Annotated in this window: 24 protein-coding genes; 15 read left to right on the top strand and 9 right to left on the bottom strand. The window is 66.0% G+C overall.

Going from position 1 to position 20,584, the window contains the following annotated elements; translation table 11 throughout:
• Positions 1–48 precede the first annotated feature (48 nt).
• Positions 49–882: a DUF3298 and DUF4163 domain-containing protein gene (locus SPYCA_RS10315; protein ID WP_120222269.1), complete on the top strand. Its 834-nt coding sequence runs from the start codon at positions 49–51 to the stop codon at positions 880–882.
• A 56-nt stretch (positions 883–938) separates the two neighbouring features.
• Here the strand turns inward: SPYCA_RS10315 and SPYCA_RS10310 are convergent, their stop codons facing one another.
• Positions 939–2,450 carry a flavin-containing monooxygenase gene (locus SPYCA_RS10310; protein WP_120220165.1) on the bottom strand — a complete coding sequence of 504 codons (1,512 nt, stop codon included), beginning with the start codon at positions 2,448–2,450 and terminating at the stop codon, positions 939–941.
• Positions 2,451–2,643: 193 nt separating this feature from the next.
• Here SPYCA_RS10310 and SPYCA_RS10305 point away from each other — a divergent pair, with 193 nt between their 5' ends.
• Together SPYCA_RS10305 and SPYCA_RS10300 are read left to right on the top strand one after the other, a co-directional pair.
• Positions 2,644–3,768, top strand: coding sequence for a DUF47 family protein (locus SPYCA_RS10305; protein WP_120220163.1), 1,125 nt, complete (start codon positions 2,644–2,646; stop codon positions 3,766–3,768).
• Between the two features lie 15 nt (positions 3,769–3,783).
• Entirely contained in the window at positions 3,784–4,797 is a 1,014-nt protein-coding gene (locus tag SPYCA_RS10300; protein ID WP_120220161.1) for an inorganic phosphate transporter, read from the top strand.
• On the opposite strand, the gene SPYCA_RS19040 is transcribed toward SPYCA_RS10300, so the two are convergent.
• A complete protein-coding gene (locus SPYCA_RS19040; RefSeq protein WP_146625120.1) occupies positions 4,794–5,021 on the bottom strand; it encodes a hypothetical protein in 228 nt (75 codons plus the stop codon). The two genes, SPYCA_RS10300 and SPYCA_RS19040, sit on opposite strands and share 4 nt — an antisense overlap.
• A 76-nt stretch (positions 5,022–5,097) precedes the next feature.
• The gene (gene rimO, locus SPYCA_RS10295; protein ID WP_120220159.1) at positions 5,098–6,465 is read right to left on the bottom strand and encodes a 30S ribosomal protein S12 methylthiotransferase RimO; all 1,368 of its coding nucleotides are present in this window, start codon (positions 6,463–6,465) and stop codon (positions 5,098–5,100) included.
• Positions 6,466–6,550: 85 nt separating this feature from the next.
• On the opposite strand from rimO, the gene SPYCA_RS10290 reads away from it, so the two are divergent.
• The gene (locus SPYCA_RS10290; RefSeq protein ID WP_120220157.1) at positions 6,551–6,952 is read left to right on the top strand and encodes a DUF1761 domain-containing protein; all 402 of its coding nucleotides are present in this window, start codon (positions 6,551–6,553) and stop codon (positions 6,950–6,952) included.
• A gap of 12 nt (positions 6,953–6,964) precedes the next feature.
• On the opposite strand, the gene SPYCA_RS10285 is transcribed toward SPYCA_RS10290, so the two are convergent.
• The 3 genes from SPYCA_RS10285 to serS all read right to left on the bottom strand — a co-directional run bounded on the left by SPYCA_RS10285 (position 6,965) and on the right by serS (position 10,325).
• Positions 6,965–8,032, bottom strand: a complete 1,068-nt coding sequence (locus SPYCA_RS10285) for a potassium channel family protein (RefSeq protein ID WP_120220155.1) — start codon at positions 8,030–8,032, stop codon at positions 6,965–6,967.
• A gap of 131 nt (positions 8,033–8,163) precedes the next feature.
• Positions 8,164–8,937, bottom strand: a complete 774-nt coding sequence (gene surE / locus SPYCA_RS10280; RefSeq protein WP_120220153.1) for a 5'/3'-nucleotidase SurE — start codon at positions 8,935–8,937, stop codon at positions 8,164–8,166.
• Positions 8,938–9,050: 113 nt separating this feature from the next.
• On the bottom strand, positions 9,051–10,325 hold the full coding sequence (gene serS, locus SPYCA_RS10275) for a serine--tRNA ligase (RefSeq protein WP_120220151.1): 1,275 nt from the start codon (positions 10,323–10,325) through the stop codon (positions 9,051–9,053).
• 128 nt (positions 10,326–10,453) lie between these two features.
• On the opposite strand from serS, the gene SPYCA_RS10270 reads away from it, so the two are divergent.
• The 4 genes from SPYCA_RS10270 to SPYCA_RS10255 all read left to right on the top strand — a co-directional run bounded on the left by SPYCA_RS10270 (position 10,454) and on the right by SPYCA_RS10255 (position 13,089).
• Positions 10,454–11,443: a hypothetical protein gene (locus tag SPYCA_RS10270; protein ID WP_232003264.1), complete on the top strand. Its 990-nt coding sequence runs from the start codon at positions 10,454–10,456 to the stop codon at positions 11,441–11,443.
• 18 nt (positions 11,444–11,461) lie between these two features.
• A complete protein-coding gene (locus SPYCA_RS10265; protein ID WP_120220149.1) occupies positions 11,462–11,821 on the top strand; it encodes a hypothetical protein in 360 nt (119 codons plus the stop codon).
• A 333-nt stretch (positions 11,822–12,154) separates the two neighbouring features.
• Entirely contained in the window at positions 12,155–12,616 is a 462-nt protein-coding gene (gene dksA / locus SPYCA_RS10260) for an RNA polymerase-binding protein DksA (protein ID WP_011541035.1), read from the top strand.
• An 83-nt stretch (positions 12,617–12,699) separates the two neighbouring features.
• The gene (locus tag SPYCA_RS10255) at positions 12,700–13,089 is read left to right on the top strand and encodes a PilZ domain-containing protein (RefSeq protein ID WP_120220147.1); all 390 of its coding nucleotides are present in this window, start codon (positions 12,700–12,702) and stop codon (positions 13,087–13,089) included.
• 44 nt (positions 13,090–13,133) lie between these two features.
• On the opposite strand, the gene SPYCA_RS10250 is transcribed toward SPYCA_RS10255, so the two are convergent.
• The gene (locus SPYCA_RS10250) at positions 13,134–13,292 is read right to left on the bottom strand and encodes a DUF465 domain-containing protein (protein WP_084764663.1); all 159 of its coding nucleotides are present in this window, start codon (positions 13,290–13,292) and stop codon (positions 13,134–13,136) included.
• Between the two features lie 124 nt (positions 13,293–13,416).
• On the opposite strand from SPYCA_RS10250, the gene SPYCA_RS10245 reads away from it, so the two are divergent.
• The 4 genes from SPYCA_RS10245 (at position 13,417) to SPYCA_RS10230 (ending at position 16,918) form a co-directional block, all read left to right on the top strand.
• Positions 13,417–13,614 (top strand): YdcH family protein, encoded by a 198-nt coding sequence (locus SPYCA_RS10245; protein ID WP_120220145.1) that lies wholly within the window; start codon positions 13,417–13,419, stop codon positions 13,612–13,614.
• Positions 13,615–13,704: 90 nt separating this feature from the next.
• Positions 13,705–14,187, top strand: a complete 483-nt coding sequence (locus SPYCA_RS10240) for a DUF1465 family protein (protein ID WP_232003263.1) — start codon at positions 13,705–13,707, stop codon at positions 14,185–14,187.
• A gap of 294 nt (positions 14,188–14,481) precedes the next feature.
• A complete protein-coding gene (locus tag SPYCA_RS10235) occupies positions 14,482–15,174 on the top strand; it encodes a DsbA family oxidoreductase (RefSeq protein WP_232003262.1) in 693 nt (230 codons plus the stop codon).
• A 202-nt stretch (positions 15,175–15,376) separates the two neighbouring features.
• Positions 15,377–16,918, top strand: a complete 1,542-nt coding sequence (locus SPYCA_RS10230) for a sulfatase-like hydrolase/transferase (RefSeq protein WP_172595034.1) — start codon at positions 15,377–15,379, stop codon at positions 16,916–16,918.
• A 10-nt stretch (positions 16,919–16,928) separates the two neighbouring features.
• Here the strand turns inward: SPYCA_RS10230 and SPYCA_RS19265 are convergent, their stop codons facing one another.
• Positions 16,929–17,084 carry a hypothetical protein gene (locus tag SPYCA_RS19265; RefSeq protein WP_172595033.1) on the bottom strand — a complete coding sequence of 52 codons (156 nt, stop codon included), beginning with the start codon at positions 17,082–17,084 and terminating at the stop codon, positions 16,929–16,931.
• A 189-nt stretch (positions 17,085–17,273) separates the two neighbouring features.
• Here SPYCA_RS19265 and SPYCA_RS10220 point away from each other — a divergent pair, with 189 nt between their 5' ends.
• The 3 genes from SPYCA_RS10220 to SPYCA_RS10210 all read left to right on the top strand — a co-directional run bounded on the left by SPYCA_RS10220 (position 17,274) and on the right by SPYCA_RS10210 (position 19,657).
• On the top strand, positions 17,274–17,768 hold the full coding sequence (locus tag SPYCA_RS10220; protein WP_146625119.1) for a hypothetical protein: 495 nt from the start codon (positions 17,274–17,276) through the stop codon (positions 17,766–17,768).
• Between the two features lie 72 nt (positions 17,769–17,840).
• Positions 17,841–18,764, top strand: coding sequence for a DUF2268 domain-containing putative Zn-dependent protease (locus SPYCA_RS10215; RefSeq protein ID WP_120220137.1), 924 nt, complete (start codon positions 17,841–17,843; stop codon positions 18,762–18,764).
• The gene (locus tag SPYCA_RS10210) at positions 18,761–19,657 is read left to right on the top strand and encodes a CPBP family intramembrane glutamic endopeptidase (RefSeq protein ID WP_120220135.1); all 897 of its coding nucleotides are present in this window, start codon (positions 18,761–18,763) and stop codon (positions 19,655–19,657) included. The genes SPYCA_RS10215 and SPYCA_RS10210 overlap by 4 nt, the downstream gene beginning before the upstream one ends.
• Before the next feature lie 570 nt (positions 19,658–20,227).
• Here SPYCA_RS10210 and SPYCA_RS10205 read toward each other — a convergent pair.
• Positions 20,228–20,542, bottom strand: a complete 315-nt coding sequence (locus tag SPYCA_RS10205) for a GIY-YIG nuclease family protein (RefSeq protein WP_120220133.1) — start codon at positions 20,540–20,542, stop codon at positions 20,228–20,230.
• Between the last annotated feature and the right edge of the window lie 42 nt (positions 20,543–20,584).

Genomic DNA, 20,584 nt, shown 5'->3' with positions numbered 1-20,584 from the left:
GTGCTAGGCTGCTCGGGATATTTTGTCGATTCCCGGAGTTATGCGGACATGACGATCGAAAGACCATGGCGAACCACGCTTCCGTTGCTTGCCGGTGCATTACTGCTGGCGGGTTGTTCCGAAGACCAGCCGACGCAGGCGGAAAAGGCGGCCGCGGCCGCCGTTCCCGGTGCGCCGCCCCATGGCGCCGCCGACGAAGCGGCCAAAAATGCCCCGGCATCGCACGTCAGCGAAAGCAACGACCTGATCGAGTTCAGCTATAGCTATCCGGCCGAGGCCGCGCGCATCCCGGAACTCGCAAAGGCGCTCGATGGCGACCGCGCGGCCAAGCGCACGGCGCTGGTCGCGGCGGCGGAGCGCGACAAGGCCGCGGCCGAAAAGAACGGCTATCCCTATCGCCCGCACAGCCATCGGCAGACCTGGCAGCGCGTGACCGACACGCCGCGCTTCCTCAGCCTGTCGGCCGAAATCGATACATATTCGGGCGGCGCGCACGGGATGGAGGTCTTCGACACGCTGCTGTGGGATCGGGGTCGGCGCAAGCGGATGAAGCCGCTCGACCTGTTCGAGAGCAGCGCCGCCTTCGACGCGGCGGTCCGCGACGCCTTTTGCGCCGGGATAAAGCGCGCGAAAGCCGCGAAGGGCATCACGGTCGACGAGGCGCCGGACAGCCCCTTTGCCGAATGCCCGCCGGCATCGACGCAAACGGTCTGGATCGGTTCGTCGGACGGCCGCTATCTCGACCGCCTGACGATCGCGATCGCCCCCTATGAAGTCGGACCCTATGCCGAGGGCAGCTACCGGATCAACGTGCCGATGACCGGCGCGGTCGCGAAAGCCGTGAAGGACGAGTTTACGCGCGACGTCCTGCCGCTCAACTGAGCGAGGGAGCCGACGCATGAATTGGCAAGCGTAAAGCCGAACACGTCGATTGATCCTTACTCCGCGGCTTCCAGTTCGGTTGGCGCCGGATCTGCTTTCGCCTTCGCGTTGGTGAAGGTCAAAATGCCGTCGTCGATCGCGCCGGTGCGCATGTCGATGCGGTCCTGGACATAGTTCTGGCTGAGCCGCCACGGCAGCGACGCCGTGCTTTTGGGCATGATATGCAGCGAGCGCTGGATATAGCCCGAGGAGAAGTCGAAGACATTTTCTTCTTCGAGACTCGACGGGTCGGCGAGCACCGGAGTTGCCACAAGGGTGTTCGTCGCCGCCATATGGTTGAGCACGCGGCAGACATATTCGGACACAATGTCGGCGCGCAGCGTCCAGCTGGCGTTGAGATAGCCGAACACCGCCGAGAAGTTCGGGATGTTCGAGAACATGCACGCCTTGTAATAGAAATGCTCGTGCCAATCGACGCGCGCGCCGTCGACGCGCACGGGGATCTTGCCCGCGACCGCGAGCTTGAGCCCGGTCGCGGTGATGATGATGTCGGCGTCCAGATGCTTGCCCGATTTGAGCTGGATGCCATTCGCGTCGAACCGCTCGACATGATCGGTGACGACCGACGCCTTGCCCGCCTTCATCGCCTCGAAGAAATCGGCGTCGGGGACGAGGCAGAGCCGCTGTTCCCACGGGTTATAGGGCGGGGTGAAGGCCTCCGCATCATAATGGTCGCCGAGGGTCGCTTTCAGTTTCCTGGTGAGGAACTCCCTGACCTTCTCGGGCTTTTCGCGCGCGCGGCGGAACGCGATGTCCTGAAGCCGGACATTCTTGAAGCGCGTGATCTTGTACGCGAGCTTTTCGGGCAGGATCTTGCGCAGGAAATTGGCCAGGCCGTCTTTCGCCGGGCGGATGAAATACCAGGTCGGCGTGCGCTGGAGCATCGTGACATGCGCCGCCTCCTGCATCGAGGGGACGATGGTGACCGCGGTGGCGCCCGATCCGATCACGACGACCCTTTTGTCCTTGTAATCCAGGTCTTTGGGCCAGAATTGCGGGTGGACGATCTGGCCCTGGAAATCTTCACGACCGGCAAAATTGGCGTCGAACGGCTCGTCATAGTCATAATAGCCCGCCCCGAGATAGAGCCAGCGCGCGGTCGTCGTCGAAACCCGGCCCTCGCTGTCCTCCATGCTCACCGTCCAGCGCGCGGCGGCGCTGTCCCAATCGGCGCCGACGACCTTGCGGTCGAAGCGGATGCGCTCGCGGATGTGGCGTTCGTCGACGATGCGGTTCAGATATTCGAGGATCGCGGGGCCGTCGGCGATCGATTTTTCATGTTTCCACGGCTCGAAGATAAAGCCCAGCGTGTGCATGTCGCTGTCCGAACGGATGCCGGGATAGCGAAACAGATCCCAGGTGCCGCCCAGCTGCGCGCGGCGCTCGACGAGGGCGAAACTGCGGTCGGGGCAGTGCATCTGGAGGTGAACCGCCATGCCGATGCCCGAAATGCCCGCGCCGACGATCAGCACATCCTGATCCACGGGGCTCGCCCTGTTCACCATCATGTCATCTCCCAGTCGTCGTTTGCAGGCAGCTTACGCACCGCGTTGCATTTTGCAATCGAATTGACGTTCACGGAAACCGCGACGAATTGGTGCAGCTCAACTTGTAGCTGTCACAAAAATGTCATAGGCGCGAAACCAATCTGTCATCTTTTGACCACCCGGTCACGCCAACCCCCGGAAAGGATGGAGCCTTATGCGTCAAATCGCCGTCCTTCCCTACCGATTCGGTGGTCCGGCGCAGGATGGTCCGACCGAAATCCTGCTGATCACCTCGCGTGAGACGAAGCGCTGGGTCATACCCAAAGGCAATCCGCTGACCGGGATGGAGCGCCACGCCGCAGCAGCGGTCGAGGCCGAAGAGGAAGCGGGGGTGGTCGGCGCGGTCTGCCCCACCCCGATCGGCAGTTATCAGTATCGCAAGCGTCGCGCGAACGGCGCGTCGATCATGTATCATGTCGAAGTCTTTCCGCTCGCGGTGACCAGCGAGCTCAACGAGTGGAAGGAAATGGACGAGCGCGAACGCAAATGGTTCTCCTTCGCCGACGCGGCAGCGGCGGTCGATGAGGCCGATCTGCAGGCGTTGATCCGGTCCTTCGGCGATGGCGGCTTCCGTGCCGTCGCGCAGCCGCGCGGCGCGGTGCCGAACGGGGATGACAAGACGGGGGTAAGCCGGATGTTCGCATGGTTTCAGCGGCTGCTGCCGCGACAGGGCAATTTTTTCGAGTTGTTCGAAAGCCATGCGGCGACGCTGGTTGCGGGCGCCAACGCTTTGTCGCGGATGTTGCAGGGCGGCGAGGGCATGGCCGACCATGTGCGCGAGATTATCGAGCGCGAGCATGACGCCGACGCGATCACGCGCGAGGTGCTCCAGACCGTTCGCCGCACCTTCCTGACCCCCTTTGACCGGGGCGCGATCACCGACCTCATCGCGTCGATGGACGATGCGATCGACGAGATGCAGAAGACCGCGGGCGCGGTCGACCTCTATGACGTTACCGAGTTCGAGCCCGAGATGCGCGACATTGCGGGCATCATCGTCGATGCCGCGCGCCTGACGGCGGAAGCGCTGCCGTTGCTCCGCAACATCGGCGCCAACGGTTCGCGGCTCCACGAACTCACCGAGCGGCTGGTGCGGATGGAGGGCCATGCCGATGAAATCCACGCATCGGGCCTCAAGCGGCTGTTCCGCGAGCATGGCGAGGCGAACCCGACGCGCTTCCTGATCGCGCGCGAGCTGTTCCGTCACCTCGAGCGCGTGACCGACAGTTTCGAGGATGTCGCGAACGAAATCGACGGCCTGGTCATCGACCACGCTTAGGCGGGGCGCCATTCCATGCACGAACTCGCTTTCCCGCTCCTCGTCGGCCTCGTCATCCTTGCGCTGGCGTTCGATTTCCTGAACGGCCTGCACGACGCGGCGAACAGCATCGCGACCGTCGTTGCGACGCGACTGCTGCGCCCGGTGCAGGCGGTCGTGTTCGCGGCCTTTTTCAACTTCGCCGCCTATTTCCTGAGCCTTGCCTTCCCGGCGCTGCACAAGGTTGCCGAGACGATCGGGGCGGGATTGATCGACAAGGATCTGGTGACGCCCGCGGTCGTGTTCGGGGCGCTGGTCGGCGCGATGGTCTGGAATGTCGTCACCTGGCTGAAGGGCATCCCGTCCTCGTCGAGTCACGCACTCGTTGGCGGCATCGTCGGCGCGGGGGTCGCCCATGCGGGGTTCGAGGGTATCCAGTGGAGCGGGCTCAACAAGACGGTCATCGCGATCTTCCTGTCGCCGATGCTCGGCATGTTGCTGGCGATGCTGGTGATGCTGGCCAGCAGCTGGGCGCTGCACCGCGCGACCGCCAAATTCGCCGAATCGACCTTTCGCTATCTCCACCTCTTTTCGTCTGCCGCCTATTCGCTGAGCCACGGGCTCAATGATGCGCAGAAGACGATGGGGATCATCGCGGTGCTGCTCTATTCGACCGGTTATCTGTCGGGCGAGTTCCATGTGCCGCACTGGGTCGCATTTTCCTGTTATATCGCGATCGCGCTCGGCACGCTGTCGGGCGGGTGGAAGATTATCGAGACGATGGGCGGGCGCATCACCAAATTGTCGCATCATCAGGGCTTTGCCGCCTCGACCGGCGGGTCGATCATGGTGTTTACCGCCAGCCTGCTCGGTATCCCGGTATCGACGACGCACACGATTACCGGCAGCATCATAGGCGCCGGCGTCGCACGGCGCGCGAGCGCGGTGCGCTGGGGCGTCGCGGGCAATGTCATCGCGGCGTGGTTCATCACCATTCCGGCCAGCGCGGCGGTGGCGGCGCTCTTCTATGCGCTGACGCGGCTGTTTTAAGGATGGAATGGCCGCGGCGAAAGTGGCGGAAATCCGCCTAACTTCACTCGCAAATCGCGTTTTGCATTGCTGCCCAGCAGGTGCTTCATGCCGGATTTGATCCGGGAACCCCTCAGCATCGCCCCTGGATCCCGGATCAGGTCCGGGATGACGACGTGAAAGAAAGCCTGATTCTCGGAAAGTCGCAGAAAACTGCGCAACTTCACTCGCAAATCGCTGTTCAAGGGCGCGGGCGATGACCATCCCGCAAGGCTATGGGAGCCGCGTCCTGTAGGACAGCGATTTTCGGCAGGGCTGGGTTCAGGTCACCACGCCGAACAGGTCGTGTTCGTCGGCATCCTCGACGACGACGTCGACGATGTCGCCCGCCTTCAGCGTCGCCGCGACGTCGCGGAGGTAGACGTGGCCGTCGATTTCGGGCGCGTCGGCCTGTGACCGGCCCGTCGCGCCGATGCTGCCCTCTTCGTCGGCGTCGCCGATCTCGTCGATGATGACGGGGAGGGTGCGGCCGATCTTGGCCTCCAGCTTGGCGGCGCTGATCGCGGCGGTTTTTGCCATGATCCGCTGGAAGCGTTCCTCCTTGACCTCTTCGGGCACGGGGTCGGGCAGGGCATTCGCCTGCGCGCCCGCGACGGGCTCGAAGCGGAAGGCGCCGACGCGGTCGAGCTGCGCTTCGTCGAGCCAGTCGAGCAGATATTGGAAATCCGCCTCGGTCTCGCCGGGGAAGCCGACGACGAAGCTGGAGCGGATTGCGATGTCGGGGGCGATGGCGCGCCAATTCTTCAGCCGTTCGAGCACCTTCGCTTCGTTCGCGGGGCGCTTCATGCGCTTGAGGACGCTGGGGCTCGCGTGCTGGAAGGGGATGTCAAGATAAGGCGTCAGCAGCCCTTCGGCCATCAGCGGGATGACGGCGTCGACGTGCGGATAGGGATAGACATAGTGGAGGCGCACCCACGGCGCGTGGCCCTCGCCGGTGCGCAGCCGGCCGAGTTCGCGCGCGAGGTCGGTCATGTGCGCGCGCACCTCGCGGCCGTGCCATTGGCGCGGGTCGTGGCGAATATCGACGCCATAGGCCGAGGTGTCCTGGCTGATGACCAGCAGCTCCTTCGTTCCCGCCGCGACGAGTTTTTCGGCCTCGCGCAGCACCGCGTCGATGCGGCGACTGACAAGTTTGCCGCGTAGGTCGGGGATGATGCAGAAGGCGCAGCTGTGGTTGCAGCCTTCGCTGATCTTGAGGTAGCTGTAGTGGCGCGGCGTCAGTTTCAGCCCACCTTCGGGAACGAGGTCGACGAACGGCCCTTGCGTCGGCGGTGCGGCGTCGTGGACGGCATCGACGACCTGCTCATATTGATGCGCGCCGGTGACCGCGAGGACGTTCGGGAAGCGCGCGCGGATCGCTTCGGCCTCATTGCCCATGCAGCCGGTGACGATGACGCGGCCATTCTCGGCCATCGCCTCGCCGATCGCCTCGAGGCTTTCTTCCTTCGCCGAGTCGAGAAAGCCGCAGGTGTTGACGAGCACGACGTCGGCGCCCGCATAGTCGGGCGACAGGCCGTAACCGTCGGCGCGCAGCTTGGTCAATATCCGTTCACTGTCGACGAGCGCCTTGGGGCAGCCGAGCGACACCATGCCGACTTTCGGCTGGGCAGGAAGAGTCTTGGTTGTCATGATCGGCGGCGCGCATAGTCGATTTTGCGCCGCTTGTCACGCGCGGCGAGACGGAGCATGGTGCGCGCCGGAAGGGGAGGATGAAATGGCAAATCTGAGCTGGATCGCAATCATCGTCGCGGCGGCGGCGGGCTTCGTTGTCGGCGGCATCTGGTACGGGCCGCTGTTCGGCAAGCTGTGGATGAAAGAGCATGGCTTTACCGAAGAGGAGCTGAAGCAGGGCAATTTCGCGCTGATCTATGGCACGACCTTTTTGCTCAGCATCGTGTCGGCGGTCTTCCTGGGCCATCTGCTGGCGCATTTCGGCGAGATGAGCGCGCGATCGACGATGATGATTTCGGTGGGCGTTGCTTTGGGCTTTGTCGTTCCGGCGATCGGCACCAACTATCTGTTCAGCCGCGCGAGCGGCAGGCTGTTCGCGATCGACGCGGGATATTGGCTGCTCTTCTATGCCGCGATGGGTGCGGTGTTCGTCATTCTCGGCTGATCGATCGAGCCGTCAGGCGGCGGGAACGGCCGCCTCATTGTCGTCACAGCGGACGACTTCGACGATGAAGTCGCCATGTTCGAGCCGCTGGGCCTGGGGCTCCCAAAAGCCATAGGGCGTGCCCGCGCGATAGACGCGCAGCCCGCGCCCGCCGCTTGCGAGCTGGTCGAGGCTGCGCCCGACCTCCTCGGCGGCGACCGGTCGTTCGCGAAGCTGGACGCGGCCGCCGATGCTGGCAAGGTCGGCCATATAGTCGGCGACATGCGCGCCCTGTGCCGATCCGGCGAGCAGCAGGCCGGTAAAGCTGACCGGGTTGATGACATTGTTCGCCCCCGCCTGCCGGGCGAGCAGTTCATTGTCCTGTGCGCGGATAACGACGCTGATCGGCACTTTCGGGGCGAGATGGCGAACAGTGAGCACGATGAGGATCGAGGTATCGTCGCGCCCCGCCGACACGAGCACCGACTGCGCCTCCGCGACGCGCACGGCGACGAGCGTTTCGTCGTTCGAGGCGTCGCCCGCGAGCACATTGCATCCCGCCGCCTCGGCGGCGCTGATGCGCGCGGGCGACTGGTCGATGACGACGATACACGACGGGTCGGTGCCACGCTGGATCAGCTCATGAACCGCCTCGGCGCCGCTGACGCCATAGCCGAGCACGACGATATGATTGGTGAGCTTGGACTGGATGCGGGCCATACGCCATTTTTCCCATGTGCGCTTGATGACGAAATTATAGGCGGTGCCGACGAAGATGAAGAGCACCGCGATGCGGATCGGCGTGACGATCACCGCTTCGATCAGCCGCGAGCGGTCGGAGATCGGCGCGATGTCGCCGAACCCCGTCGTCGTGACCGAAATCATCGTGAAATAGACGACGTCGAGGAAGCTGATGTGGCCATCATGATGGTCGATCAATCCGTCGCGGTCGATCCAGTGAACGAGCACGACAACGCCGATCAGGGCGAAGGCGATGCTGAGACGCGTGACGACGTCGGCCCAGATCGGCCATTTGCTCGCACGTTTGAGCAGGTGGAAGCTGCCCTGGATATGCAGCCGGGGTTTGGTCCTTTTGCTCATCGCGGCCCTTGTGCCAAAGCCGCGAGCGGAAAGCCAGTTCCCGTGTTGTCATCCCGGCGAAGGCCGGGATCTCGACCTTTCGCCATGCCGCACCGGCGAGATCCCGGCCTTCGCTGGGATGACCGTGAGGCTTACGTTTTGTCAGCCCCGTAAGCGGCGCGCAGCGCGGCGAGCGAGGGATCGTGCGTCAGGTCGAGCTGGAGCGGGGTGACCGAGATGAAGCGGTCGTCGATCGCCTCAAGGTCGCTGTCGTGGCCCAGGCTATGCTCGATTCCGTGGAGGCCGAACCAGTAATAGGGATAGCCGCGCGGGTCGGTGCCTTCGACGATCGAGCCGCGGCCATAGTCGTGGAAACCCTGGCGCGTGACGCGGATGCCCCTGACCTCGGCGGCGGGGATCGCGGGGAAGTTGATGTTGATGAGCGTGCGCGGCGCCATGTCCATCGTCATCAGCGGGGCGAGCACCCTGGCACCCCATTGTTCAGCCGCCTCGAACGGGACGCTGTCGCCCATGCCTTCGCGGGCATAGACCTGGCTGAGCGCGATCGCGCGGATGCCCGCGAGCGCCCCCTCGATCGCCGCCGAAACGGTGCCCGAATAGGTGATGTCGTCGCCCAGGTTGGCGCCGCGGTTGACGCCCGAAAGGATCAGGTCGGGCTTTTCGGGCATCAGCTTGCCGATCGCCATCATCACCGAATCGGTCGGCGTGCCGCTGCACGACCAGCGGCGCTCGCCATGCTGACGGATGCGCACGGGGCGCGACAGGGTAAGCGAATGGCCGGCGCCCGATTGCTCTTCGGCGGGGGCGCAGACCCAGATGTCGTCCGACAGCTGGCGCGCGATCGCTTCGAGCACCGCCATGCCGGGGGCGTGATAGCCGTCGTCGTTGGTGAGGAGGATGCGCATTTGACCGTCCGTTCAGCGTCATTGCGAGGAGCGCAGCGACGAAGCAATCTCCAGCTATCGGGATGCGCTTGGTCGAAGGCTGGAGATTGCTTCGCTGCGCTCGCAATGACGGGTCAGGGTGTCAGCCGGGTGATCCCGCCCATATAGGGCAGCAGCGCCTTCGGAATATCAACGCTGCCGTCGGCCTGCTGGTAATTTTCGAGGATCGCGACGAGCGTGCGCCCGACCGCGAGGCCCGATCCGTTCAGCGTGTGGACGAACTCATTGCCCTTGGCGCCCTCGCGGCGAAAGCGTGTGTTCATGCGCCGCGCCTGGAAATCGCCGCAGTTCGAGCAGCTCGAAATCTCGCGATAGGCGTTCTGGCCGGGCAGCCAGACTTCGAGGTCATAGGTCTTGCGCGCGGCAAAACCCATGTCGCCGGCGCACAGCAGCATCTTGCGATAGGGCAGCTCCAGCGCCTCGAGGATGGTTTCGGCGGCGCGCGTCTTGCGTTCGAGCTCGGCGTCGCTGTCCTCCGGGCGGGTGATCGACACCAGCTCGACCTTCCAGAATTGATGCTGGCGGATATAGCCGCGCGTGTCGCGCCCCGCCGACCCGGCCTCCGACCGGAAACAGGGGGTAAGCGCGGTCATGCGGATCGGCAGGTCGGCCTCGGCGAGAATCTCTTCGCGCACCGCGTTGGTGAGGCTCATTTCGGAGGTCGAGATGAGCCACATGCCGTCGGTGGTCTGGAACAGATCCTCGCGGAACTTGGGGAGCTGCGTCGTCCCGAACGCCGCGTCGTCGCGGACCATCAGCGGGGTCGCACATTCGCTATAGCCCGCCTCGATCGTCTGCTTGTCGAGCATGAACTGGCCGAGCGCGCGTTCGAGCCGCGCCATCGGGCCTTTGAGGAAAGCGAAGCGCGCGCCGGACATCTTCGCCGCGGTCTCGAAGTCGAGGCCGAGCGCGGGGGCGAAATCGGCGTGCTCCTGCGGCGCGAAGTCGAAGCTGCGCGGGGTGCCCCAGCGCGATATTTCGACATTGGCTGCCTCATCCTCGCCATCGGGAACATCGTCGGCGGGGAGGTTGGGGAGCGCCGCGAGGCGGTCGTGCAGCGCCGAAAGCTGCGCACGCTCGGCCTCTTCCTTCGCCGGGAGCGCGGCTTTCAGGTCGGCGACCTCGGCCTTCAGCGCCTCGGCCTTGTCCCTGTCGCCCGCGGCCATCGCCTGCCCGATCAGTTTCGAGGCTTCGTTGCGGCGCGCGAGCGATGCCTGGATGTCGGTCTGCAAGGCGCGGAGGGCGGCGTCGGCCGCAAGAATCTCGGCGGACAGGGGCTCAAGGCCGCGCCGCGCGAGGCCGGCGTCAAAGGCGTGCGGGTTATCGCGGATCAGGCGGATATCGTGCATGGCCACGCGCTATGGCGTTACCGCCGGGCGCGCGCAACCCCGTTGCTCGGACGCGGCGCGCGTAAAAAAGGGCCGCTCCAAAGAGCGGCCCTCAGTTCGGTGGTCAGGGCTAGCCCCCCTGGCCGCCAGTGGATTCGGATCAGGCCGCGTCGGCTTTGTCGTCGTTGCGATTCGCGGCGCGGCGGCGCGCGACGAGTGCCGCCGCCGCGGCGCCGAACAATAGCAGCATCGGTGGCGCGGGAACCGGCGTCGGGTCACCCGACGAGCTGCTCGTGCTGCCGCCCGAGCTCGACGAGGAGGAACTGGACGAACTCGACGACGAGCTGCTGCTCGACGACGAAGAGGACGAGGAGCCGGTGCTGCCGGTCGAACCCCAGCTGCTGCTGCCGCCAGTGGCGCCCGACGAGGTCGCGCCGCTCGACGTGCTGCTCGACGAGGAGGATGACGACGAGCTGCTGCTGCTCGACGAGGAGCTTCCCGAACCGCCCGACGAGCTGCTGCTCGATCCGCCCGAACTGCCGCTCGACCCGCTGGACCCGCCCCAGCTCGAACTGCCGTGCGACGAGCCGCCCTTCGACGAGCTGCCGCCCGACGACGAGCTCGACGAGGACGAGGATGACGAGGAGGAAGATGAGGACGAACTCGACGACGAACTGCTGCTCGACGACGTGCTGCTGACCCCACCGGTTGAGGTGCTGACGCCGCCGGTCGAAGTCGAGACGCCGCCGGTCGATGTGCTCACGCCCCCAGTCGAGGTGCTGACGCCGCCGGTTGAGGTCGAGACGCCACCCGTCGAGGTCGTCGAGCTGATGCCACCGGTGGAAGTCGAGGTCGATACGCCGCCGGTCGAGGTCGATACGCCGCCCGTCGAGGTCGAGGTGCTGACGCCCCCGGTCGAGGTCGACACGCCGCCGGAGGTGCTGCTGCTCGTCGTGCTGAGCCCGCCCGTGGTGGTCGAGGTCACGACGATGCTGCCGCTGCTGCCACCCGAACTGCCGCCAAAAAAGCCGCCGAAGAAACCGCCGCCGAAGCCGCCGCCAAAGCCGCCGCCGATCACGGTGACGCCGCCGCCGCTACCGCCGCCGCCTTCCCAGCCCGCTTGCGGAAAGGGGGCATAGGGGATCGGGGGCAGTGGGATGGTCTGCGTCACCACCTGCTGCTGCGGCGTTGCGGTGCGGATCACCTTCTTCGTCGTCACGACGCGGCGCACGCGCTTTACCGGCTTGCGCGCGGCGTGGCGCTTGCGCACGACCTTCTTGGGTGCGCAGGGCGAGCATTTGACGGTTTGCGCGCGCGCCGAGGGGACATCGGCGACCTGCATCGCGCCGCTGCCGATAATCGCGCCGCCGCAGGTGCAGGCACAGAGCTTGGCGAGAGCCATCCGGACAGACATAGGTTCTTCTCTCTTTCCCGTTGCAGGTGCGAAGCGCCAGCGACCCGGCACGCCCAATCCGCTTTCGCTATTCGCTAGACGCAGAAAGGCCAAAGCTTTGTGAACGCGGCAATCGCGTTAACCGCTTTTGCCTGTCCGACAGTGGGAAAGGGAGCGCGAAATCAATCCAAATCGCTGCATCTGTCCCAAAACGGAACGTAAAAGGCAATGATTCTATATGATTGGTTAATCTTCGGACCTAAATGATCGTTGGCGCGGCCGTGGCGGGCAGATGCGACGAGCGGCGAGAATCGCCGCCGGTTCATCGCGGCTTCACGCCATATCGCTATCGGCGGCTTCGGCGCTTGTATCGTCGCAAGCGGCTGGTTATAGGCGCGCCACTCCCCGAGCCGCTTTGGCGGCGCGCCGGTGACAGGAAAGGACGCGAGAGCCCCTCATGCCGACCAAGATTGCCGATGTTGGCGCTGACGCGCTTCGCGAAGCCAAATCCAATCTCGATTCGGACTATGTCCCGAGCGACGACGAAGAGTTTATGAACGAGCGGCAGCAGGAGTATTTCCGCGGCCTGCTCATCGCCTGGAAGAAATCGATCCTCAGCGAAGCCGAATCGACGCTGGCGCATTTGCAGGACGGCCCGCTGCGCGAACCCGACCTCGCCGACCGCGCGTCGAGCGAGACCGACTGGGCGATCGAGCTTCGCACCCGCGACCGCCAGCGCAAGCTGATCGCCAAGATCGACGCCGCGATCCGCCGGATCGACGAGGGCGAATATGGCTATTGCGCGGTGACCGGCGAGCCGATCTCGCTCGCGCGGCTCCAGGCGCGGCCGATTGCGACGATGACGCTGGAAGCGCAGGAGCGCCATGAGCGTAACGAGCGGATTTCGCGCGAAGACTGATCGCGCGCACGCACCCCATTTACGATTCGGCAACCGCGCCGCCCTAGATTCCGTGCCGCAACGACACGAAATGGGGCGCAGCCATGGATTCGCAACGACCGGCAACAGTGGACGAGGAGGTCGCGGCGCTGTCGCGCAGCGCCGATCGCGACAGCCTGTTCATGCAGGCCGAACTGGCGCTGGCCGGACGGCCCGACCGGATCACCGTGCGTGTGCGCAACCTGTCGCCGGGCGGAATGCTCGCCGAAGCGAAGCTGGCGGTCGAACAGGGCGCGGCGGTCGAGGTCGAGCTGCGCAACATCGGGCCGGTTGCGGGGCGCGTGATCTGGACCGGCGAGGGCAAGTTCGGAATTGCGTTCGATCGGCTGGTCGATCCTCAGGCGGTGCGCCGTCAGCTGGTATCGCGGTCCGATCTGCCGCCGCATCTGCGGCACCAGGGGGCCGTTGGCGCCCCCTTCTATCGCCGACGCTGATGCGTCCCACAAGGGGCGGCATCCGCCGGCGATAGCGCTGGCGATCAGCCGATCGCGAGCATCTCTTCCTTGAGTTTCAGTTTCTGCTTCTTGAGCTGCGCCAGCACGCCGGTATCCGGGGCGGGGCGACGTTCTTCATTCGCAATTTTCGCATCGAGGTCCGCGTGGCGGGACTTCAGGGTGGAAAGGTGCGACCTGCTCATATGGCATTCTCCTTTTCGACTCGATGGACAGGCCTGAGTAAATCATGAATCGGGCGCAATGTCGTCACGATTCGGCCAGTCGGTCCCCGTTGCGGACCAGTGGTGAACGTGGCAGGGTTGGCGCGTGAGCCCCGAAGAGATCAGCCAGCGCCTCGAATTGCTTCGGATCGAGCACCGCGACCTCGACGCGGCGATCATCGCGCTCGGCAGCGCCGCGGTCGCCGACCAGCTTCAACTCGCGCGGCTCAAGAAGCGCAAGCTCAAGCTGCGCGACGAAATCGCCTGGTGCGAGGATCAACTGCTCCCCGACATCATCGCCTGAACGCCTCGATCAAAGCGGGACAGCGGCGTCTTCAGATTTCATGGTTAGCGGCATTGCCCAGTCCATGCGCGGCATGGCATTTCCGCCGGCATGGACGGTGAACGAACAGAGCTGAATGCGCAGGGGCGGCCGGTGCAGCGCGCTCAGGTCGAAAATCTCTATGTCGAGGCGATGCTGCTCGCCGACGAGGCGCACGCGGCCTTTGCGGCGCAGCGCGACCTCAGCCTCCGCAACGACGGCGCGCCAAAGGGCGACGCGTTGGCGCAGGTTTCGCTGGCGTGCGAATCGCTCAAGACAACGACGCGGCTGATGCACATCATCGCCTGGCTGCTCCACCGCCGGGCGATGCTCGCGGGCGATCCGGGCGCGGGCCCGCACGACAGCGCGGCGCGGATCGGCGAACCGGTGGCGGCCGACTGGGCGATCTGCGCCGGATTCGATGCGTCGCTTCGCCGGATCATCGCGGCAAGCGAGCGCTTGTTCGAGCGGATTGCGCTGATCGAGGCGGGCTGGAACGCGCCCGCGGCGACGCCGGTGCAGCAATTGCTCGCGCGGCTCGAAGCGCGGCTTTGACGCAGGCGGGCGGCCGCACCGTGCGACGGAGCGGCTTTGCCGCCTCCGCTTGTCAGGAACAGCATTTTGTGAGCAACTGGCGCCGGGTCGCTTCATCGTCCTTGTGGTGGGGAGGAAGCGTATGGAAAATGATGGAAACAAACGGGCGAAGTCGGATCGGCGGGCTGGCGATCGCCGCGTTGCCGACGATCCCGATTTTCAGGGGCCGGATCGCCGCAAGGGCGACCGGCGCACAGGCAGGGACCGCCGATCGGACGAGTGAGCGCTGCGGCGAGCGCCAACGGGAGAAGACAATTGACGGAGCCGCACGTACCGCGCCTGAGTGTCGACATCGTGTCCGACGTCATGTGTCCCTGGTGCATCATCGGCTGGCTGAAGTTCCGGCAGGTGATGGATCATTTCAAAGGGCGGCTCGATTTCCGCGTTCAGTGGCATCCCTTCGAGCTTAATCCCGACATGCCGCCGGATGGCGAAGACGCCGCGGCGCATGTGATGCGCAAATATGGCATCAGTGCCGAGCAGAGCCGCGCCAACACGGGGCGACTTGCAGCGATCGCGGACAAGCTGGGCTTTGCCTTCAACCGTGGCCCTGATTTCCGGATGCGCAACAGTTTCGATGCGCACCGCCTGTTGACCTGGGCTGGCGCCATGGAATCGTCCGACCAGCAAGCGGCAACGGGAGTGCAGACGGCGCTCAAGCTGGCGTTGTTCCGCGCGCACTTCACCGACAATCGCGATGTCAGCGACCATGACGTGCTCGCCGATGTCGCGGCGTCGGTCGGGCTCGACCGCGAGCGCGCGGCCGCCATATTGGCATCGGACGAGTTCGGGGAAATGGTGCGGACCGAAGAGCATTGGTGGGCGGAGCGGAACATCACCGGGGTGCCCGCCTTCATTCTGGGCGGCCAGATGCTGGTGCCGGGAGCGCAGGATGCCGAGCTGTTCATCCGCGTGATCGAAAAGAAGATCCTGGCGCCCGCCGCCTGAGTGGCCGCGTGTGGGCCATTCCTTTGAGATTTTTCAAGCTTTACGGCCTATTGTGGTGGAATCGACGCTTGTTTCATCATCGTCACCCCGGGTCGGGCCCGGGGTGACGACATCAATGTGGCGAACTTTTGGATTCGGGTGACCAGAGCGGCGGATGAGGGGGATCGGGGTGAAGGTCGGGCGGAGGTTTGGCGCGCCCACAATGGTGCAGCTGGCGGTCGCGCTGCTGCTGTTCGGCGGCGGTTATATTATCGCCAACCGCTTTCAGTTGATCCACAGTGTCGCCTATCGGTTCGCCGCGGGCGACGCGCCGAGCGCCGCGACGGCGCTGTTTTTCCTCGTCTTTCAGGCGGCGGCGCTGATGGCGGCGCTGTGGCTTTTTCCGCGTCGCTGGGCCGCGATGCTGCTTCTGCTCGCGGGCGTCTCGATCGCCGTGAACCTGGGTTACGCGCAGCTTGTTGCCGAGCTGCTCGATGCGGGCTCGCTTGCCTGGCTGTTCGCCGAAGTCCGGCAGGCGGGAAATGCCGCAGGCGAGTTCAGCGGCGAATTGCTGTGGGCCGCAGCGCAGGTCGCGGCCGCACTGGCGCTGTTCGTCGCGGCGCGGCGGCTCGCGCGGCGCGCGGTGCGCTGGCCATGGGGCGGTGGCCTGGCGGTGGCGACGCTCGCGCTGCTTATCGCGCCGAGCATCGTTTATCGCCATGCCGCGCTGTGGCCCGAGGGTGCCGAGCGCAGCCTCTATGGGCTGGTTGCCGACCTTGCGGCAGCGCCGCCGCCGCCGCCACGCGGCGCGGTCGAGATCGTGGCGCGCGCTTCCGCCGGCACGCCGCGGCACATCCTGTGGGTGATCGACGAGAGCGTTGCCGAAGCGCCCTTTCGGCGACTGATCGCACCGACGCTGGCGGACACGCCGCACCTCGACTTCGGGGTTGCAGCGGCGATGGGGCATTGCAGCGCGCCCGCGCAGGTGGCGCTGCGCTCAGGGGTCAACGTGCGCCGCGTCGATGCGGGCGCCGACCTGCGCCGTACGCCGTCGATCTGGGCCTATGCGAAGGCTGCGGGATATCGGACGGTGATGATGGACGGGCAGACGTCGGGGGCGCCGCAGAATCTGCTGCTACCGCCCGAGCGCGCGCTGATCGACGCCTATCGGCCGATGCCGGGCGGGATCGACACCGACCTGAAAATGGCCGACGCGATCAATCGAGGCCTGAAAGGGGACGCGAAGACATTTAGCTATGCCGTGCTGCGCGGCGTCCATTTCCAGTATCGCGATCATTATCCCGCGGGCGCCATCCCCCCGGACGCCCCCGTCGCGCAGCAATATGCGACCGCGCTCCGCTGGTCGAAGGCGCGCTTTTTCGGGCGGCTGCTCGCCGGGGTCGACCGCGAGCAGGTGGCGATCATCTATACGTCCGACCATGGGCAGAATCTGACGCCCGGCGCGCTGCCACATTGCAGCCGCGAGGCGATGGCCGACGAGTTTCGCGTGCCGCTGCTCGCCTTTCTGCCGCCGCGAATCGCGGCGCGCTATGCCGATGCACCGCGCGAGGGCCATTCGGTCAGCCAGATTTTCCCCGCGACGCTGATCTGGATGGGATATGATCCGGCGGCGGTCACGGCGCGCTATGACCGCGATCTGACGCAGCCGACCGCGCGCTTCGTCTGGTTCGGGCGCACGGTCATCCCGACCGGCGGCGAAACGGCGATCGACGTCACCGCGGGCGCCGATTTTCCCGGCAGCTGAGGCGCGCGCGTCAGTGCGCGCGCGGGCGCGGCGGTCCGGCGATCAGCTTGTTGAGCGTCGCGAGGCGACGACGCGCTTCGGTCCAGTCGCGTTCGGGATGCGCCTGAATCCGGTCGAGGAGCACGCGCACCTCCTTGCGGCGATCGCCTTCGGTTACGGCCTGCATGGGCTTTCTCCTTTCGACGCGCAGCATAGCATGGCGATGCGAGTCGCGGCCAACCGGGCGTCTCGTCCGCGGCACGGGATAACCCTCGCCGACGGGCGCGTTCACGACATACACGCCATCGACACGCATCCCCGCAGCCGCCGAGGCGCGGGGTAGCGCGGCGTCGCTGTCCGCCCTATTCAGGCCGCAATGACGGATACGGACAGGAAGATGGTGGTGATTGCGCGGCTGCGTGTGGCCCCGCTGGTGGGGTGGCAATTTGCCTGCGCGGTGCTGCTGGGCATTCTCGCCGCGCGGCTCGACTGGGGCGACGATCCCGCGAGTGCGATGTGGACCATGATGTTCGCGCAGCCGCTGGAGCTGATCGGCGTTGCGGCGGTGCTGATGCTGTGGACCGCGACGATCCGCCTGTGGAGGCGGCGGCGCGATTATGTCCGCCACGACGGGGTGATGCTCTATCGCGGCGCGAGCGCGCGCTGGCCGCTGTCGCTGGTGCGCGGCGTCGTGATCGCGCGCGGACCGCTGGGGATCGAGGCGCTGCGGCTGGTCGTCGACGACGACAGCGAGGTCACGCGCGAGCTGGTAAAGCTCTACATGCTGGAGGATGCGCCCGAGGCGGTGCGCGACGGCGTGATGTTCGCGGCGGCGCGCGGAGGCGGCGTAGCGCCCGTTACGGTGCATTGAGCGCTTATTACCCCCAAGGTAGCTGCGTGGCCTTGTGCCGCTGCTAGAGAAGCGGCGGGAAGGGACATATCGATGACCATGATCCGAATGCTCGCCGCGCTGGCCTTGCTCGCCGGGCCCCAGGCCGCGGCGCCCGCGGCGGCGCAGGCGCCCCAGGTCAGCGCCGACGACGTCGCGCTTTTCTATCGCGTTTACGATGCCGCGGGCGGCGCCCCCGACGGCGCCACGCTCCAGCGCGACTATCTGGGCCGCGGCAGCGCAGGCCTTGCCCGCTTCGCCGAGCTGCGCCGGATCACCGGCGAGGCGATCGCGGCGGCGATCGCGAAAAACCCCGGCTTTTACGTCGAAGCGCGGCAGTGCGCCGACGCTCTCCCGCGCGTGTTGCCGCGGGTCGACGCAAGCGCGCGGCGGTTCGCCGAGCTGGTGCCGGGGACAAGCTTTCCGCCGGTTACGGTCGCAATCGGTCGCGGACGCCCCGTCGCGGTGGGCGAAGCGCGCGGCGCCTATATCGGGCTGGAAGCGCTGTGCGCGTGGAAAGCCCCCGATCCCGATATCGCGAATCGCATGGTGCGGGTGATCGTTCACGAACTGGTGCATACAAGACAGCGGGGGCTGGCCGAGCGGACCGACGAGGCGACGGTGCTGCACGCCGCGCTGGTCGAGGGGACGGCGGAGTTCCTGACCGAGCTGCTCACCGGGTCGATCGCCTATGGCCATTTGCAGCGCGCGACAAAGGGGCGCGAGGGCGCGATCGAAGCGGCGTTCCTGAAGGACGTCGACCGGCCTGCGGTCGGATCGGCCTGGGTGTTCAACGGGTCGGTCGCCGCGGGCGACACCGCCGACCTTGGCTATTGGGTCGGATACCGGATCGTCAAAGCCCATTATGCACGGGCGACCGACAAGCGGCAGGCGCTGCTCGACATATTGGCGATCGACGATGCACAGGCGTTCCTTGCGGGCAGCGGGTGGACGCCGGGAATGGAGATGGACGAATGACCGGCACGGCGCCCCCCGCCGCCGGCACGGCGCCGCGCGCCCCGATCGCGTCGAACGACATCGCGGTCTTTCTGGTGCTGACCGCGATTTTCACGGCGATCGCCTATATCCCGTTGCTGGCGATCGATCCGGGAGTGAGCGCGCGGCGCCATTATATCCTGCTGCTGATGTGGTCGCCGGGGGTCGCGGCGCTGTTGACGTGCCGGATTTGCGGGATCGGGCTGGCGACGCTGGGGTGGCGGTGGCCGCGCGGCCGTTGGATGGCGTGGGGCTATGGCCTGCCCCTCCTCTATGCGGCGGCGGCTTACGCAGTGCTTTGGCTGGGCGGCTTCGCGCTCTTTGCCCCGCCCGAGGCGCTCGATGCGCTGGCGACGTCCTTTGGCTGGCAGGGCGCGCACCCGGCGGCGCTGATTGCGGGCACGCTGCTCATCAAGGCGACCGCCGGCTTTATCGTCGCCGCGTCGAGCGCGCTGGGCGAGGAAATCGGCTGGCGCGGCTTTCTGGCGCCGCGGCTGGCGGGGCAGGTCGGCGCGCGCGGCGGCGCGCTGATCCTTGGCGGCATCTGGACGCTGTGGCACGTCCCGCTGCTGATCGCGGGCGGCTATAATAATGGCGTCGAGCCGGGTTTCGCGCTCGGCTGCTTTACCGTGCTCGTCTTTGCCGGAAGCATCGTCGCGATGTGGCTGCGGCTGGGATCGGACAGCCTGTGGCCCTGCGTCGCGTGGCACGCGAGCCACAATCTGTTCATCCAGAGCGTCTTTGGCGCGCTGGTCGGGGAAAAGGCGGGCGTGACGCCCTATTGGGCGGGCGAGTTCGGCGTGCTGGCGCCGCTGGCGCTCGTCGTCGTCGCGGTTCCCGCCTATCGCGCGCTGGCGCGGATCGACCGCGGGTAGGGCGCGCGGGGTGCGGCGGCCGACGCGGTTGCCGTCGCGGTCGAACACTTCGGCGCCGGGCGAGCGGCGCAGGCGATAGGCGGAGGCTTCCGACATGCCGACGCGCTGCGCCGCGGTGACGACCGAGCCGGTGTCGGCGAGCGCCTCGATAAAGGCGCGCTGCCTGGCGGGCGACCAGCCATCCTTGCGCGGCTTTTTGAGGACGGGAACCCAGTCATAGGCGGCGGGATCATGCCCGTGCGCGTCGCGTGCGGGGGTGGTTTCAGGGGCGGGTGAGGGGAGGGTGCTGCTCATTGGGCAGTATGGAACGTAAAAGGAACAAGTGGGAAAGCGTTTTTTTGGGGGTGCGAAATGGGATTTGGGGGCGCGTTGGGGTGCCGGGTGATTTGAGGGTCGGGTGCTGGCTATTTTGATTTCACGCAAAGGCACGAAGGCACGAAGAGAAGAAGACAAACAGTGCCCCCCTCCTTCGTCACCCCGGACTTGATCCGGGGTCCATGCGGCGCCGCTGGAATGGATGCCGGATCAAGTCCGGCATGACGAAGAAAGGGCAGGTGTGGGCGCGCGGGGTCACGCTCCCAGCGGGGGCAACCCCAATTCCTCGGCCAAATCGCGCCAGTCGGGGTTGGCCGCCTCGATCAGCTCGATCTTCCACTTGCGCTGCCAGTTCTTGATCTGTTTTTCGCGGCCGATCGCGGCGTGCATAGTCCCGGCGAGTTCGAACCAGACGAGCATCTTGACGCCATAGCGTTTGGTGAAGCCGTCGAAACTGCCGACCCGATGCTGGCAGATGCGCTGGATAAGGTGCGAGGTGACGCCGGTGTAGAGCGTGCCGTGGCGCGCGCTGGCGGTGATATAGGCACAGGGTTGGAAGTCGGCGTGCATGGGGTGGAGGCTAGGGCGGCGATGGACCCCGGATCAAGTCGG

Source organism: Sphingopyxis sp. FD7, assembly GCF_003609835.1.
Taxonomy (GTDB): domain Bacteria; phylum Pseudomonadota; class Alphaproteobacteria; order Sphingomonadales; family Sphingomonadaceae; genus Sphingopyxis.
This window is presented reverse-complemented; position numbering and strand designations above follow the sequence as displayed.